Genomic DNA, 16,383 nt, shown 5'->3' with positions numbered 1-16,383 from the left:
TTTTCTTTTCTTCATGGCCGCCACCTCCCCGCTGCGCATCGCGCTCGTCTGCAACACGGCCTGGGCGATCTACACGTATCGCCACGGGCTGATCCGCACGCTCGTCGCGCGCGGCGCCGAGGTCGTCGTGATCGCGCCGCACGACCGCACCGTCCCCCTGCTGGAGCAGATGGGCTGCCGCTACGTGGCGCTCTCGGTCGCATCGAAAGGCACGAGCCCGCGCGAGGATCTCGGCACGCTTGCCGCGCTGGTGCGTCACTACCGCGCGCTCGAACCCGATCTCGTGTTCCATTACACGATCAAGCCGAACATCTACGGCTCGGTCGCCGCGTGGCTCGCCCGCGTGCCGTCGATCGCGGTGACGACAGGCCTCGGCTACGTCTTCATCCAGAAAAGCCGCGCGGCGAGCGTCGCGAAGCGCCTGTACCGGTTCGCGTTCCGCTTCCCGCGTGAAGTGTGGTTCCTGAACCGCGACGATCTCGAGACCTTCACCGAGGAGCGCCTGCTCGCGCATCCCGACCGCGCGCGGCTGCTGCACGGCGAAGGCGTCGATCTCGAACAGTTCGCGCCCGTGCCGCTGCCCGCGGGCGACGCGCCCGTCTTCATCCTGATCGGCCGGCTGCTGTGGGACAAGGGCGTACTAGAATACGTGGAGGCCGCGCGCGTCGTGCGCAAGCGCTTTCCGCTCGCACGTTTCCAGCTGCTCGGGCCGCTCGGCGTCGACAATCCGAGCGCGATCGGCCGTGCGGATGTCGACGCGTGGGTCGGCGAAGGCATCGTCGAGTATCTCGGCGAGGCGCACGACGTGCGCCCGCATATCGCGGCAGCCGACTGCGTCGTACTGCCGTCGTACCGAGAAGGCGTGCCGCGCACGCTGATGGAAGCGTCGGCGATGGGCCGCCCGATCGTCGCGACCGACGTGCCGGGCTGCCGCGACGTCGTCGCCGACGGCGAAACGGGTTTCCTGTGCCGCGTGCGCGACAGCGCGAGCCTCGCGGAGCAACTGAATCGCATGATCGAACTCGGAACGGCCGGACGCGACGCGATGGGCGCGCGCGGCCGGCAGAAGGTCGCGGCGGAATTCGACGAGCAGCAGGTTGTCGAACGCTACCGGCATACCATCCATTCGCTAACCGGTATCACCCTCTGAAGGAGCGCATCAGTAATGACCGCGAAAGGCACCATCCTCGTCACCGGCGGAGCGGGCTATATCGGCTCGCATACGAGCGTCGAGCTGCTCGACAACGGCTACGACGTCGTGATCGTCGACAACCTCGTCAACAGCAAGGCCGAATCCCTGCGACGCATCGAGCAGATCACGGGCAAGGCGCCCGCGTTCCACCCGATCGACGTGTGCGACGAAGCCGCGCTCGCGAAGGTGTTCGACGCGCACCCGATCACCGGCACGATTCATTTCGCGGCGCTCAAGGCCGTCGGCGAATCGGTCGCGAAGCCGCTCGAGTACTACCAGAACAACATCGGCGGCCTGCTCGCCGTGCTCAAGGTGATGCGCGAGCGCAACGTCAAGCAGTTCGTGTTCAGCTCGTCCGCGACCGTGTACGGCGTGCCCGAACGCTCGCCGATCGACGAATCGTTCCCGCTGTCCGCGACGAATCCGTACGGCCAGTCGAAGCTGATCGCCGAACAGATCCTGCGCGATCTCGAGGTGTCGGATCCGTCATGGCGGATCGCGACGCTGCGCTACTTCAACCCGGTCGGCGCACACGCGAGCGGGCTGATCGGCGAGGATCCGGCCGGGATCCCGAACAACCTGATGCCGTATGTCGCGCAGGTCGCGGTCGGCAAGCTGGAAAAGCTGCGCGTGTTCGGCTCCGACTACCCGACGCCGGACGGCACGGGCGTGCGTGACTACATCCACGTCGTCGATCTCGCGAAGGGGCACATCGCCGCGCTCGACGCGCTGGCGAAGCGCGACGCGAGTTTCGTCGTGAACCTCGGCACGGGCCAGGGCTACAGCGTGCTGGAAGTCGTGCGCGCGTTCGAGAAGGCGTCGGGCCGCCCGGTGCCGTACGAGCTCGTCGCGCGCCGCCCGGGCGACATCGCCGAGTGCTATGCGAATCCGCAGGCCGCGGCCGACATCATCGGCTGGCGCGCGACGCTCGGCATCGAGGAAATGTGTGCGGATCACTGGCGCTGGCAGGAGGGGAACCCGCGCGGTTTTGTATAATCCGCTGTCCATTTTCAGAGCGATCCCATGCTCAGCTTTGCGTCCGGCTTCATCGTCTCCCTGCTCGTCACGCTGTTCATCGTGCGCTATGCGCACCTTCACGAGAAATTCTCGGTCGACAGCGATCTGGCCGGCGTGCAGAAATTCCACGTGCGGCCCGTGCCGCGGGTCGGGGGCATCGGGATCCTCGCGGGCGTCGTCGCGTCGGCACTGATCCTGCTCGGGCGCTACCCGACGATCGCCGGCAGCATCCTCGGCATCGCCGCGTGCGGTCTGCCGGCATTCCTGTCCGGCCTCGTCGAGGACCTGACCAAGCGCGTGTCGCCGCGCGCGCGGCTGCTCTGCACGATGGGTGCGGCCGCGCTTGCGTTCTGGCTGATGCACATCGCGGTCACGCGCATCAGCGTGCCGCCGCTCGATTTCCTGCTCAGCTACGTGGCCATTTCGGCGTTCGTCACCGTGCTCGCGGTCGCGGCGCTCGCGAACGCGATCAACATCATCGACGGCTTCAACGGCCTCGCGTCGATGGTCAGCTTCATGATGTTCGCGTCGCTCGCCTACGTGGCGTTCCAGGTCGGCGACCCGGTCGTCATGTCCGCATCGATCATCATGATGGGCGCCGTGCTCGGCTTCTTCCTGTGGAACTTCCCGGCCGGGCTGATCTTCCTCGGCGACGGCGGCGCGTATTTCATCGGCTTCATGCTCGCGGAACTTGCGATCCTGCTCGTGATGCGCAACCGCGAGGTGTCCGCGTGGTACCCGGTGCTGCTGTTCATGTATCCGATCTTCGAGACGTGCTTCTCGATCTACCGGAAGAAATTCATCCGCGGCATGTCGCCCGGCATTCCGGACGGCGTGCACCTGCACATGCTCGTGTACAAGCGGCTGATGCGCTGGGCCGTCGGCACGAAGCACGCGCACGACCTGACGCGCCGCAATTCGCTGACGTCGCCGTACCTGTGGCTGCTGTGCCTCGTCGCGGTGATACCCGCGACGCTGTTCTGGCGGCACACGGTGCATCTGTTCGTGTTCGTCGTGCTGTTCGCGCTGACCTATGTGTGGCTGTATCTCAGCATCGTGCGGTTCAGGGCGCCGAGGTGGATGGTGGTGAGGAAGGCGCGGCACCATTCGTCGACACGCTGACCAGCATCCAGGCCACCGGCCTGCATTCTGACGATGTACAACACTCCTGTATAATCCGGGGACTAGAGTGCAAATACGCCCCTCTCAGCCCCCTCTGTTACTCGCTGCGTTGCGCAGGTTCGCTCAGTCCTACTACACAGCGCGTGTTCCATTGCTCGTAGCGAGAGCCGGTTTCGCTTGCGCCTCTGCCGTTGGTGCCAAGCTTACCTTCATTACGCCAAAGGCGGCGTAGCCGGAGAAATGAATCCGTGATTGATCTGTCTTACATTATTCCAGCCTACAACGTTGAGTCCTTTATAGAGGAATGCCTGACCAGCCTGATTCGCGACGTTGGCATCAGCTACGAATTGATCGTGATTGACGATCGATCGACGGACCGCACAATGGAGAAGGTGAGCGACGTTTGTGCGCGCCATCCGAGTCTCCAGCTCGTCATCGACTCCACCCAGAATTACGACGCGTATCGAGCCGGTGGACTCAGTGCCGCCCGCAACACCGGTATTCAGCTCGCGCGTGGCCGCTATATCAGCCTGATTGACAGCGACGACTGGGTCGACGCGCGTGCCTTCGCGAACGCCGTACGCCTGCTCGATCGCCACGGCGGCGATTTTGCATGGCTACGATCGTTGGTGTACAACCAGCGATCGGGCGAATTTGCACCGTTTAACGACAAAGCCGCTTTCGATTCGGCACTGGGTGGCGACCCTTTCGTTCTCACGAATATCCAGGATTGTCCTCAACTCGCTCATTTCGAAGCGTCTTCATGCAATCGCGTCTACCGGTCCGACTTCCTGCGCAACCGTATCGGCCCCTTCCCGATGGGACTGATTTACGAGGATGTTCCGAATCACTTCCGTGCCATAGCGATTGCATCGAAAATCCTGCTGACCTCTGCGCCCGCCTATTTCTATCGCATCAATCGTCCAGGGCAAATTACCAGCCGAAACGACGAGAAGCGCCTCGATTTCGTTCGCATCATAAAGGCAGTTGCATCGGACTCCGATATTACCAGCCTTCCGAGCGCCGCTGGTGCAAAAATTGTCTCACACCTGATTGACTTCGCCTTCTGGTGCATCACAAGCGTTGCACATCCGGTGCGAGAACGCTTCGTAAGCGAATTGTCCGATGCGTTCAAGCTCTTCCCGAGCGCATGGCTCAACGAAGTACTTGACGCAAACTCCCGGAATGATGATCGGTCGTACAAACTCTGGCTGATCTGCAACAAGAAAGCACGGGAACTTTCCCTCTATCTTTCGAAAGAAACCGATGCACGGACATCGTTCCGCTTTTACCTCGACACCGGCAGAAGGGAACATGCTCAATTAGCCATGCGCCGGCGCGCAAAAATCGCGGTGGCGAGCCTGATGCGCCGCTTCAAGTAGTAGAGGAATTCACCATGACAAGACTTGCCATTTCAGATTTTCTCCCCAGCGGGATTGCCGACACCGAGCGTACCGGCTGGCTGGCCTCTGATGTGAACATGGATGAAATCCAACATGCCAGCGCATCGATTGCCGCATCAAATCACGCGGAAGGTTTGCTTTATGCAAGCCGTGCAGACACGCTGTTTCACATATCAAACGACAGCGCGCTGCGTGCGTTCCAGTTTGTGGCATCGGACCTGGGGCGTCGCGCGATCGTCTACCACCCGGTCGAAGAAAAGCGCAATGAACTCAAAGCGCTCATAGCACAGGAATCCAACGCCAGGATCGTCTGCCTGGACCGACTGGACGATTTTGCGAACGTGGTCGCCGCATGGCAATGCGACACAATTGCCGCATACATCGACTGGGCCTTCTTCAGTCTCGAAACCGTCGAAAAACTGTCCCGCTCCGCCAGGATCGACACACTAATCGGTGGCTTCGAAGAGCACCGGCTTCCGGCCAGGCAACTCTATCAGCTGCTCAAACCGCTGGTACGCTCGTTTCGGCTCTATAGCGTTGAACGCTGGAATGTCATTCATTGGAATGAAACGCAAACCGTCGATGTCAGCATCATCGTCCCTGCATACAACATTTCCGCCTACCTGCCGCAATGCCTCGATTCGCTAGGAGCGATTAGCGGCATCACTTCCGAGGTCCTGGTTGTTGACGACGGGTCTAAAGATGATACAGCTGCAATTGCAGCCGCTTACGCTGAAAAATACTCCAATATCCGTTTGATTTCCCAAGTCAATGGCGGATGTGCGGCCGCTCGTCAACGCGGACTCGACGAGGCACGTGGCACCTATATCGGGTTTGTCGACGGAGACGACTGGATTACGCCGGGCATGTTCGAGAAACTCGTCGGCGCAGCAATCGATACTGGCGCCGATGTATCTCTGTGTGGCTACGTCGAAGAATACAGCGCCAGCGGCACCAGCCACAACGTCGAGGAGCATTTCGGCTCGGCCAAACGGGCACTGTTCGACTGTTATCGCGTCGACCCTGACGAAGTCGTACTTCATGCACCGACGATCTGGCGCAAGATTTTCCGCAAAAATTTTCTGGATGTCCACGGAGTGCGATTTCACACGGACATCAAACGATTCGACGACCTGCTGTTCAATGCCGAGGTACTGTTTTGCCGTCCACATACTGTCGCCACCAGCGGCCATATGTACCACTACAGACTCGAGCGCCCGGGGCAAACCGTCGGATTCAAGGACGAAAGGCTGTTTGTCCATTTCGATATATTCAAGGCGCTACACGAGCGCGCATCCGCGCTAGGTACTCTTTCCGTGGAAAGACTCTTCAAACAAATACAGATCAGCACCCACTTCTGGGTCGACAGCCTGCTGGAAAATGATCTGAAAACCAAATATCGCGCCCAGGCAGCTCGCGATATTTTTTCGAATCTGCTTCTCCTCGAAAATGAGGACATTTACAAACTGGCCCGAGGCCTTTCTTCGGAAAAAGAAACTTTCGTCCGCTCTATTAATAAATAAGCGAGACGGCCAATGACGATACAGGGCGCAAGCTTGCGCCCTGTAACGTTTTGTATTGTTTTGTGTCTTGCACTAGCCGCCCGATCCCTTACAATAGAATAAAAATTCATGAATGAAGAGGGCGTAGCATGCAACAACCGCACAAGCCGCGGATCGGGCAATATTTCAAAAGTGCAATCGCATCGCTTGTGCGTCGCCAGCATCATTCCTCGATACTTCGTGATGAAGTAGCCTCGCTGAAACAGCAATTAATCGAATACCAGGGCCAAGTAACCGAATCATTGAAGGCTCAATCCATCGGCCTTGATACACTCGGCGGCAAGCTCACGAATTCAATCGAAAACTTCCGCCCCAAGCGGCTTTTTATTTCAACCGGTTTCTTTTCAACTGCCATTGCCGCGACGATTGCACTGCAAGGCGATGCCTGCTATGACGACTACCTCCTCGTCCCAATCGATCGCCAATCAGAAAGCGACAATATTCAATGGGCATATCAGGCGAACGATTCCTGGATCGACGTCAAATGCATACCCCACTCGGAATATTACAATCACAACAATGATTCAAAACTGCCATTCTCGGAAATAGAATTCGATTCGATATTTTCGCCGTTCATCGAAATGACCGGGTTCATAGAAGAGAATTTCCACGCAAAAAAACACCACTACTTCGAAGAGGGAATCACAAGCTACCTTCAAGTTTTGCGGGAAACTAAAAATCTCCAAGACACCTTATTTTACGCACTGTCTCCGTCCCTACTGAGAAACTCATCGGTAATTACGCCCCCCGTCTCCGGAGCGATATTTCGAGAGATATTCATTCGAAATAATGCATCGTACCGCGTCCCGATATTCGAAAATCCGCGAAACATTCTGATCCTTGCCACTGGCGCACCGCCGGATCATACGGGAGATCCGCTCGCAGCCCTGTCGGCCTACGTGCCGATCGCTCAGGCGATGATCAATGCCGGCGTTGACGTTTGGTTGCACCCCCATCCCCGGGTATCTCTCGGAGATACTTTCGGGACATCGGAATTGGCACGCGCAGGTGTGCGACTGATCGAAACCGATGCACCTCTGGTCGAATCGGTCATCGTAAATAATCGGGAAAAAATATCGGCAATCGTGTCGATTTACTCGAGTCTGACCGTGCACGCTCTCACGTTGTTCGGCATTCCCGCCTTCTCCGTGCACGCCGCCCCTCCGGACGAGAAACAGGCATGGTGGAAAGCGATTCAAGATGCCGCGATACCCGATGCAGAATGCCTTCTGCATGCATCGTCGGATGAGTTGCTACACATCGCAAACTCGTTTCACAATCAAAACATCGGTTGGGCGCCGACCCTTTGAAGATACGGCGGGTTGCCCATAAAACGATGGAATGCAATTACGCAGCGGGCCGACTCACCGCCTGCAACGGCGGCACATTGACCGGCTGATACTCCGCCACCCATTGCCGAAGATCGCGCCGTACTTCCTCGTCGCTCAATACGCGATATTGCATCAGCCAGGGCAACAGCTCGTCAGGTAGCCCTTCACGCACCTCGCGAGCTGCCGCGATCCGAAGTTTCGGGTGCGGCGTACGCGTCGTCGTTTCATCGCACGCGAGCAGCTCTTCATAAAGCTTCTCGCCGGGGCGCAATCCCGTGAACTCGATACGAATCTGATCTTCGGTGAAGCCATATAAACGAATCAGATCTCGCGCAAGGTCGACAATACGAACCGGATCGCCCATATCGAGAATGAATATCTCGCCGCCGAGCCCCATGCTGGAAGCCTGCAACACGAGCTGTGCAGCTTCCGGAATCGTCATGAAAAAGCGCGTGATCTCCGGGTGGGTAACCGTAACGGGTCCGCCCTTCGAGATCTGCTGCTGGAATTTCGGGATCACGCTACCGGCACTGCCGAGCACGTTGCCAAAACGCACAGTCTCGAACTGCGTGCGCTCGCTCGTCTGCTGAAGCGACTGGCAAACCATTTCGGCAAGTCGCTTGCTCGCGCCCATTACGTTGGTCGGGTTGACCGCCTTGTCTGTCGAAATCAGCACAAAATGCTTGACCCCATAGCGTATTGCCGTGCGCGCCACCCGGTACGTGCCGAGCACATTGTTGCGCACGGCCTGCCATGCATTGTGCTCTTCCATCAGAGGCACATGCTTGTATGCCGCGGCGTGAAACACGATGTGAGGCGTATAGCGCGAGAATACTTGATCCAGCAGAAGCGAATCTTTCACATCACCGACGATCGATATGACAGGTAGCCCTGGCCAGTGCTCGCGCAGTTCCTCCGTCAAGCGATACATCGCATATTCAGACAGATCGAATGCGACAAGCTGCGCTGGCGCGAAACGAACAATTTGCCGGCACAACTCCGATCCAATCGAACCGCCGGCCCCCGTGACCATCACAACACGATCCCGCAACAGCGCTTCGACATGTGGCGTGTCGATCCGGATGGGATCCCGCCCCAGCAAGTCCTCGAGATCGATGTGGCGCACACGCGAAAGAAACCCCTGCCCCTGCGTGACAGGGGTGAGAGCGGGCAACACCATGGCCTTCACGCCCGCCCGGACACACAGGGTGGCAATGCGACGATGCGTTTCGATCGACGCTGACGGCATTGCGATGATCACATTCTCGACCTTCATCGCCATGGCGATTGCCGACATGTCCGCGACCGTTCCAAGGACCTTGTAACCGTAGATTTCACGCCCGCTCTTGACGGGGTCGTCATCCAGCAACCCGACCAGTCGCCACTCCGGCGACCGCTTCAGTTCACGTGCGAGACTTGCTCCGGCATTTCCTGCGCCGAGCAACAAAACCGGCTTTCCCTGCGCGACGAGGCCGCCGTACTGGTAGAACTCCTTCGCCGTGCGGTAAGCCGCACGTGCGCCGCCCATCATCAGAAACAGAAACAACGGGAACAGAAACAGAACCGAGCGCGGAATAACGGGAGCCGGTTGAAGCAACACGGCTCCGGCCATGATAAGAACCACAGCCGCACCGAGGGCTTTCGCGATGCGAACCAGATCCGGCAGGCTCGCGAACACCCACATGCCGCGATACAGCCCCCCGAGCCTGAAAATGATTGCGTGCAACGGCAACACCCACGCAAGCGCGTGGATCGCACCCTGCAGAAAATCGGGCGGCACGCTGCCGTTGAAGCGCACCATGTAAGCACCCAGCCACGCCGCGGCAACCGCGCTGAGGTCGAAGACAAACGCGCACAGCGATAGCCATGAGGCCTTGATTCGAATCATCGACATCTCGTCACTTGAGCCATTTCAGAGGCCATCCGGATCCACAGGCACTGCTCGACTCGAAATCGAGACGACGCTGCCAAGCCGCAATATGCAGCACTTTCAAATTCTGACCTTCCAGCTGTCGCGCCACGCTTTCAACCAGCGGCGCAGCGAACTGATGCGCCCGTCCTTTACCGCGACAAATCCGTGCATCGCGAGCGGCTTGACCAGGCGCCATTTCGGGGCCGTGCCGTAATGGCGAAACACCGCGAGCTGGTTGCGCAGGTTGTAATAATGCTTCACACCATACGGCCCGCTGCGCAACCGGCCGCCGGCAGGCCGCCGATGATCGATTACCGCCCCGGGTGCAAGCCAGATCGACCAACCTGCCCGGCCAAGACGCAGCGAATACTCGGTATCGTCATAGGCAAGAAAGAACGATGCGTTCGGCAAACCGACAGCCCTCACTGCCGCTGCGCTGACGAGAAAACCGACGAACGATCCGCAGTCAATGCGTACTGGCGATTCACGATACTCGGCTTCATCAACGACGGGCTCCTTCAGCGTGGCTGGGTCAAACCGGCGCCGATGCATCAGCGCAACCCGGCCGAACTCAAGAACCGTCGAACAGATCGCGCCCACCTTTTCGTGAGCAAGCTGTCCCAACGGTCCGAGCAGTTGCTCGACCAACGATGGTGTTGCGATCGCATCGTCGTCGAGCAACAGAATCCAGTCCGCGCCCAACTCCAGCGCGCGGTGCACGCCGGCCGCGAAACCGCCTGCGCCGCCAAGGTTCTCGTCGAGCCTGAGCACGTGGATCCCCTGAGCCTGCTTCAGCACGTCGACCGTTTCTTCGCCGCTGGCATTATCCACCACAATCAGCGCGTCAATCATCCGCGTCTGCCCGCGCAGCGCATCGATCGCATCAATCAATAGCGCAGGCCGATTGTGGGTGACGACAACAGCGGCAATTCTCATTGCAACGGATCAACGAAGAACTGCGGCACGCTCGAACCGGCCGCACGCGCAGCGAGGAACCCGTCGGCAGCGTCCAGGGCTTCCTGGATCGTCACGTGCATATCGAGATAGCGATACGTACCAAGACGGCCGACGAAGCTCACGTTACGCTCGTTCCTGGCCAGCCCCACGTAATGGGCCAGCATCGTCTTTTCCTTTGCAAGACGAATCGGATAGTACGGGACGTCGTCCGCGCCGCAATAGCGGCTGTGCTCCTTGAAGATCAGCGTCCGCTCGTGGGTCTCCCAAGGGGCGAAATGCTTGTGTTCGGAAATGCGCGTCCACGGCACATCGACATCGCAATAGTTGATCACCGCATTGCCCTGATAGTCGCCGTCGTGACGTGATGCTTCGAAGTCCAGCGTTCGATACCCGAGACGTCCGTCCTGGAAACCGAACCAGCCGTCAACCGGACCGCTATAAAAGACGTGATCGTAACCACCCGCTTCCTTGCGGTCGAACCGCTGGTTCAGGTGAACCTTGATGTTCGGATGGTCGACGAGCTTTTCGACAATATAGGTATAGCCATTCTTCGGCATACCCTGATATTTGCTGTTGTAGTAATTATCGTCATAATTGAAACGCACCGGCAGACGTTTCAGGATGCTGGCTTGCAATTCGGTCGGATGCATGCCCCACTGCTTGGTCGTGTAGCCGAGGAAAAATGCCTCGTAGAGGTCACGACCGACAAAGCGCAGTGCCTGCTCCTCGAAATTCTTCGGATCGACGATCGATTTGTCGCCGATAGATTCAAGGAACGCCTTCGCCTCGTTCGGCGACATGGCCTTGCCGAAAAACTGATTGATCGTCAGAAGATTGATCGGCAACGTGAACACACGCCCCTTCACAACCGCCTTGACGCGATTGACAAACGGCATGAACTCATCAAATTCGTTGACGAATTTCCACACGTGCTCCTGGCTCGTATGAAAAATATGCGGTCCGTAAGTGTGAACCATCACGCCGGTTTCCGGATCGCGATCGGAGTGGCAATTGCCAGCGAGATGCGAGCGGCTATCGAATACATCGACCTGATAACCGGCACGTGCCAGTTTGTACGCGATAACTGCTCCAGTAAAACCGGCACCTACAATTCCAACTTTTTGCACTTCGAACCCTCTATTCAATGAATTATGCATTCACAACAATTCATATGTCATGACCCGCGATGACGCCCGGTGAATTCGCCTGCATTGTCCGTCCAACTCGCCAACCGAGACTGAGAACAATGTAACGAAAGATGACCCCTCGAACCATGGACTAGGCATCTATCTTTCACGATATGGGATCGCACGCGGCTCACATCATCAAGTCGCGCACCCAGAAAAGTTGACGCTGAAGCCGATTCGGCAGGCGTCGCCAGAGCGCGCGCGCGCCGCGGTACATCGGCCCACGGCGCAACCCGGCATCCAGCGTCGGCGCGGAAAGCGGGCGACGCTCGATGACAGCCTCGTACCAGAATGTCTTGCGCAGGTAGTACCAGTAAAAATGAGCAAGCGGCGCAGCCGCGTTATTCCACGGTTTCGCCTCGAATCCTGCGTAGTGGACCATTTTCGGTGCGGAAAAAACCTCCCGCACCTTGGTCGCCAGATTGCTTGTCAAGCCGGAGATCACGTCCATCGACACATTGACGACGTTCCAGCCAAGGTCGAGGAACTTCACCTGCCCGACCAGATGGCGATTCAGCACATCCTGATCGAGAAACCAGTAACGCTTCGAAATAAGATCCTGATATGCCTTGTCACGGATATTCATTTCACGGAAGCGTTGCAGGTCGATGACGATCAAGCCGGCCTGGAAATAGTCATCTCCGTGATCGCCCATCCCGAGCCAATTGCGCAAATAATCGCCGGCGCGCGCACCGCCCGCTTCCTTCATGGCCGGCACGCCCGTCGCAGCGAAGCTTCGCATAATGACGTCGGGCACCGCCGCCGCAGCGTTGCCCTCCATGTCCATGTCGTACAGCGTCGACAAGTCATCGAGGACGATGGTATCGGCGTCGACGTAGACAACGCGATCGTGATTCGCCAGCAGCTCACCGAGGCTGAGCCGATAGAATGTCGCAGCGGAAAAATGCGCGTGAACCGGAATGTCGGAGAACAACTCGACACATGCCACGAAAGTCAGGCGCCCCGGCCCACTATCCCGGAACTGCCGCTGAAGCAATCCGCGCTGCTCCGCCGGAATGCCGCCGTCGAGCACGATCAGGTCGAGTTGCTTGCCGACCGCCAGATTGTCCTGAACCGATGCCATGAAAGCCGCCAGGTGCGGAACGAAGTTCCCGTCCGATGCCGTGACGATGCTGACGACTTCGCCTTCGAGCAAGTTCGGCGCGCGATATGGCGGTTTCTGATCCTTCACGAATACGCGCTCGAGTTCGACATAGGTTTCGGCCGAAGCGAACTTGCGATGTGCGAATACGTTGAAGAGTCGTTCGGACATATAGCCGAACACGCGTCGGGCCGCGACGGAGTAATTGGTCAGATCGAGCCGGCGCTCCACTTCGAACAGGATTGCGAAGAGCCATGTGCAATACTCGTCGAACACGTCACGACGCAACACGAAGATGTTCGTGAAATAGCCATCGTGCCCCCGCATCACTTCATCGTATTGTTTGACATCGGACGGATACAACGCCCCGATCACGTCGCGCAGCACATCGAGATCCTTCCCGAAGTGATGATCCGCGCTCACATAATGGCTGTGCAGGCTCCGGCTGCCGGCATTGCGTACGCTCCATTTCTCGGGCAACACGGCAAGCAGGCCGGGTTTCGATTCGACGACTGCGGTAACGGCTTCTTCCGTGAGTCCGAGCGCGTGGATCGTCGCATCGTCGAGTACGTCGTAGTTCACGCAACCGTGCGCGTCAGTCGTATGGTGCGCGCCGGTGAAATCGAGCAGGCGGCGATAATGCATCAGCCCGATCCACTTTGCATCGGTGTCGTTCTTCCAGGCCCAGTAAAGAGCCGTGAGTTCGCAAAATGTCTTGTTCTTCGCGGAGATGTGATCGCCGGTATCGTCGCGCAGCGTGCCGAGATCAACTGACGCCTGCTCTGCTCCGACCTGGATCGGCAGGAAGCAGCCGTCAGTAAAGCTCGGGCCGGGCTTGTGGTGGCATACATAAATATGCACGGGGCTTGTGGTATCAGACATATCGATTACATACGAAAATTGGAACGCTTACGGGCACCTGGATTCAGCTTATGGATGAGCCGGCGCGTTCGGCTGATCCACGGGCACCTCCGTCAAAGTCCCCTTTTCGAGAATGATTTTGCGGTTGCAGACTTTCCGCACAAGATCGGGCGAATGGGATGCCATCACGAGGATCGACGAGCGCTCGACCAGCGAGTTCAGACGATTCGATGCCTTCTTGTTGAACGACTCGTCGCCGACCGACAGCCATTCGTCCATCAAGAGAATGTCTGGATGAACGGCCGTGGATACCGCGAACGCAAGTCTCAATGCCATCCCGCTCGAGTATGTCCGCGTCGGCATATTCAGATAGTCGCCCAATTCGCTGAACTCGGCGATCTCGTCGATTTTCTCCTCGATTTCCCTTGGTCGGAGGCCCATCACCACGCCGCGGAGAAAGATATTTTCATAGCCCGTCGCCTCCGGATCCATGCCCAGAGACATGTCGAGCAACGAACCGATACGCCCCTGCACATCGAGCTTCCCCGCTATCGGCGCATACACACCGGACAGCACGCGAAGCAACGTTGTCTTGCCCGCCCCGTTATGTCCAACCAGTGCGACACGATCCCCCGGATTGAATTGAAACGATGCCTCACTGACTGCGCGCACGACAACGTGCTTGCCAGCGTCGTGCGCCACCCGACCGCCCGTCGTCGCCCGCAACATCGTCTTTTTCAACGATCGATGCGACGCATTGAAGATCGGGAATTCGACAGTGATCTTCTCGGCGCGAATATGTACGGAATCCATTCTTCCACTCATGATCAAAGCCAATATGCGACACGGTGGCGGTACCGTGACAGCAGGAGGGACGCGATGACTGCTGTCACCACGATGATGCAGGCAACCCACAACCACGATGCGAACGACGGCATCTGACCGAGCAGCGGCCCGCGCACGATGTTCAGCAGATGCGTCGCCGGATTCAGTTCGACAAGCCACGCAAACTTCACGCCGAGCGTTTTCGGCTGCCACAGAATTGGCGTCACGTAGAAACCGATCATGGTCAAATTCTGCACGACGGGTTGCAGATCGCGAAAACGCGTGCAGGGAATTGCAACGCAAAGGGAAATGAAGAAGATTGCAACCGATGCGACCAGCAATCCGGGAATGGCCATGAGTGCCGTCGGTGACCAGCCCGGTCCAACGAACGTGATGACGACCGCAACCACCAGGAAGTTGTGCGCAAAGATGATCAGGTTCCGGATCACGAGCCGCAGGATGAAGGACGGCAAAGGCAGACGCGTCTGCTTCATCAACCCCTCGAACTGGATGAACCCTGTACAGGCCTCATTGATTTGTGCGGCGTAAAACGACCATATCACCTGCCCTGCCGCGTAAAACGGCAGATACTCATGGATCTGCATGTTGAAAATCAGCGACCAGACTGCACCCAGCGTCGCGATCATGATCCCGGTGCTCAGCGTCATCCAGAACGGGCCCAGCACCGAACGGCGGTAGCGCTGCTTGATGTCGTACCACGCGAGCAGCCCCCACAGTTGCGGCGCCTTGACCGTGTCGAACAGCTCGTTCCTTCGGTAATCGATTTGAGTCATACGTATCCGTTGTCCAGCCTTGATTTACCCTTGCATCCGCGTCGCAGCCTGCCGACGCGACCGCACGCTTTCATCGGCCGCTCGACGCAGGGTGTCGTCGAAACGGCAAGCCGCTTTCACCTCAGGCAGGTTCCTGGCGCTCGAAGCGCTTCCATGCCGCATCCAGCCTGAAGCAAGCGACGAGCAACCCGAGATACCACACCACCACGATCGCGTACTGAGCGAACGCCGGCAATCGCAGCATCCCGTTGCCCAGCAGCGCCGCCGCCGCCATCAGTCCGTACCAGACCGCGGCAATCGGACGATGTCCCATGCCCATGCGGACAAGGCGCTGATAGTAATGCTCACGGTGCGCCTCCCAGATCTTTTCCTTCCGGATCGCACGCTTGGCAAGCGTCAGCGACGCATCCGCAATGAACGGCGAAAAGACCATCGCCGGATACCACAGCGGCCAGACGTCGTTGCGCCAGCCGTACAAGCCGAGCGCGCCGGCCATGAAGCCCAACGGAATCGAACCGACATCGCCGAGAAAGATCTTCGCCGGATGAAAATTGAATACGAGGAACCCCAGTGCGCCACCGGCAAGCGCGGCCGCGACCACGGCCAGTTCCGATGCGTGGCCGGCGGCCGCCCATGCGTATGCGGCAAACCCGAACAACGCCATGCCGCCCGCCAGGCCGTCGAGACCGTCCATGAAGTTGTACAGATTGGTCATCCAGACGGTCGCCACGCCCAGCGCGATCGCCACCCACAGGCCATCGCCGGTCTTGAGCGACCAGACGAACAGCCCGGCAACGATGAAGTGGACGGCAAACCGGATACCGGCCCGCAGTCCGCGCCGATCGTCGATGAACGAGAGTACCGCCAACACAACCATGCCGGCCAGCGCATAGCCGATCCGCGAACCGGCGCCGACCACCAGCGACACCGCGACAGCCGCGGGCACGACCCCCCAGCCGCCCACGCGCGGCACCGGTATCGTGTGAAGTGACCGCCAGTTGGGCGTGTCGATCGCGAGCCGCCATGCAAGCCGGGTCTTCAGCAGCCCGGCCAGCACCGCCATGCACACGAGCGCAGCCAGTACCACGGCCACGACGATTGAAGGAAGATCCCGCATG

The 16,383-nt window shown here is 58.8% G+C and carries 13 protein-coding genes; 6 read left to right on the top strand and 7 right to left on the bottom strand.

Annotated features, from left to right (window positions below; genetic code table 11):
* The first annotated feature begins 13 nt into the window (after positions 1-13).
* From GQ57_RS31165 to GQ57_RS42350, 6 genes are all read left to right on the top strand, one after another.
* Entirely contained in the window at positions 14-1,150 is a 1,137-nt protein-coding gene (locus GQ57_RS31165; RefSeq protein WP_031402751.1) for a glycosyltransferase family 4 protein, read from the top strand.
* Positions 1,151-1,165: 15 nt separating this feature from the next.
* Positions 1,166-2,188, top strand: coding sequence for a UDP-glucose 4-epimerase GalE (gene galE, locus GQ57_RS31160; RefSeq protein WP_031402752.1), 1,023 nt, complete (start codon positions 1,166-1,168; stop codon positions 2,186-2,188).
* 27 nt (positions 2,189-2,215) lie between these two features.
* A complete protein-coding gene (locus GQ57_RS31155; protein ID WP_031402753.1) occupies positions 2,216-3,331 on the top strand; it encodes an MraY family glycosyltransferase in 1,116 nt (371 codons plus the stop codon).
* Positions 3,332-3,579: 248 nt separating this feature from the next.
* Complete coding sequence (locus tag GQ57_RS31150) at positions 3,580-4,713, top strand: glycosyltransferase family 2 protein (RefSeq protein WP_034199862.1); 1,134 nt, start codon at positions 3,580-3,582, stop codon at positions 4,711-4,713.
* Between the two features lie 14 nt (positions 4,714-4,727).
* Entirely contained in the window at positions 4,728-6,257 is a 1,530-nt protein-coding gene (locus GQ57_RS38360) for a glycosyltransferase family 2 protein (RefSeq protein ID WP_031402755.1), read from the top strand.
* A 128-nt stretch (positions 6,258-6,385) separates the two neighbouring features.
* On the top strand, positions 6,386-7,606 hold the full coding sequence (locus GQ57_RS42350) for a polysialyltransferase family glycosyltransferase (RefSeq protein WP_152601935.1): 1,221 nt from the start codon (positions 6,386-6,388) through the stop codon (positions 7,604-7,606).
* A 37-nt stretch (positions 7,607-7,643) separates the two neighbouring features.
* Here the strand turns inward: GQ57_RS42350 and GQ57_RS31140 are convergent, their stop codons facing one another.
* The 7 genes from GQ57_RS31140 to GQ57_RS31110 all read right to left on the bottom strand — a co-directional run bounded on the left by GQ57_RS31140 (position 7,644) and on the right by GQ57_RS31110 (position 16,382).
* A complete protein-coding gene (locus tag GQ57_RS31140) occupies positions 7,644-9,515 on the bottom strand; it encodes a polysaccharide biosynthesis protein (protein WP_031402756.1) in 1,872 nt (623 codons plus the stop codon).
* A gap of 102 nt (positions 9,516-9,617) precedes the next feature.
* Positions 9,618-10,475 carry a glycosyltransferase gene (locus GQ57_RS31135; RefSeq protein WP_031402757.1) on the bottom strand — a complete coding sequence of 286 codons (858 nt, stop codon included), beginning with the start codon at positions 10,473-10,475 and terminating at the stop codon, positions 9,618-9,620.
* Positions 10,472-11,653, bottom strand: coding sequence for a UDP-galactopyranose mutase (glf, locus tag GQ57_RS31130; protein WP_174923248.1), 1,182 nt, complete (start codon positions 11,651-11,653; stop codon positions 10,472-10,474). Before glf ends, GQ57_RS31135 begins: the two co-directional genes overlap by 4 nt.
* 160 nt (positions 11,654-11,813) lie before the next feature.
* Positions 11,814-13,667 (bottom strand): DUF4422 domain-containing protein, encoded by a 1,854-nt coding sequence (locus tag GQ57_RS31125; protein WP_034199861.1) that lies wholly within the window; start codon positions 13,665-13,667, stop codon positions 11,814-11,816.
* A gap of 48 nt (positions 13,668-13,715) precedes the next feature.
* A complete protein-coding gene (locus tag GQ57_RS31120; protein ID WP_031402760.1) occupies positions 13,716-14,459 on the bottom strand; it encodes an ABC transporter ATP-binding protein in 744 nt (247 codons plus the stop codon).
* 14 nt (positions 14,460-14,473) lie between these two features.
* Positions 14,474-15,265: an ABC transporter permease gene (locus GQ57_RS31115; RefSeq protein WP_031402761.1), complete on the bottom strand. Its 792-nt coding sequence runs from the start codon at positions 15,263-15,265 to the stop codon at positions 14,474-14,476.
* Positions 15,266-15,386: 121 nt separating this feature from the next.
* A complete protein-coding gene (locus tag GQ57_RS31110) occupies positions 15,387-16,382 on the bottom strand; it encodes an MraY family glycosyltransferase (protein ID WP_034199860.1) in 996 nt (331 codons plus the stop codon).
* Position 16,383 lies beyond the last annotated feature (1 nt).

The organism is Burkholderia sp. MSh2, assembly GCF_000731655.1.
GTDB classification, from domain to species: Bacteria; Pseudomonadota; Gammaproteobacteria; order Burkholderiales; family Burkholderiaceae; genus Burkholderia; species Burkholderia paludis.
Note: the sequence above shows the minus strand (reverse complement) of the source record. Positions and strands in the feature narration are given on the sequence as shown.

Bases quoted from the DNA above. Each gene is read 5' to 3' on its own strand.
- GQ57_RS31165 (WP_031402751.1), top strand. From the start codon at position 14: ATGGCCGCCACCTCCCCGCTGCGCATCGCGCTCGTCTGCAACACGGCC.
- galE (WP_031402752.1), top strand. From the start codon at position 1,166: ATGACCGCGAAAGGCACCATCCTCGTCACCGGCGGAGCGGGCTATATC.
- GQ57_RS31155 (WP_031402753.1), top strand. From the start codon at position 2,216: ATGCTCAGCTTTGCGTCCGGCTTCATCGTCTCCCTGCTCGTCACGCTG.
- GQ57_RS38360 (WP_031402755.1), top strand. From the start codon at position 4,728: ATGACAAGACTTGCCATTTCAGATTTTCTCCCCAGCGGGATTGCCGAC.
- GQ57_RS42350 (WP_152601935.1), top strand. From the start codon at position 6,386: ATGCAACAACCGCACAAGCCGCGGATCGGGCAATATTTCAAAAGTGCA.
- GQ57_RS31140 (WP_031402756.1), bottom strand. From the start codon at position 9,515: ATGATTCGAATCAAGGCCTCATGGCTATCGCTGTGCGCGTTTGTCTTC.
- GQ57_RS31135 (WP_031402757.1), bottom strand. From the start codon at position 10,475: ATGAGAATTGCCGCTGTTGTCGTCACCCACAATCGGCCTGCGCTATTG.
- glf (WP_174923248.1), bottom strand. From the start codon at position 11,653: ATGCATAATTCATTGAATAGAGGGTTCGAAGTGCAAAAAGTTGGAATT.
- GQ57_RS31125 (WP_034199861.1), bottom strand. From the start codon at position 13,667: ATGTCTGATACCACAAGCCCCGTGCATATTTATGTATGCCACCACAAG.
- GQ57_RS31120 (WP_031402760.1), bottom strand. From the start codon at position 14,459: ATGGATTCCGTACATATTCGCGCCGAGAAGATCACTGTCGAATTCCCG.
- GQ57_RS31115 (WP_031402761.1), bottom strand. From the start codon at position 15,265: ATGACTCAAATCGATTACCGAAGGAACGAGCTGTTCGACACGGTCAAG.
- GQ57_RS31110 (WP_034199860.1), bottom strand. From the start codon at position 16,382: ATGCGGGATCTTCCTTCAATCGTCGTGGCCGTGGTACTGGCTGCGCTC.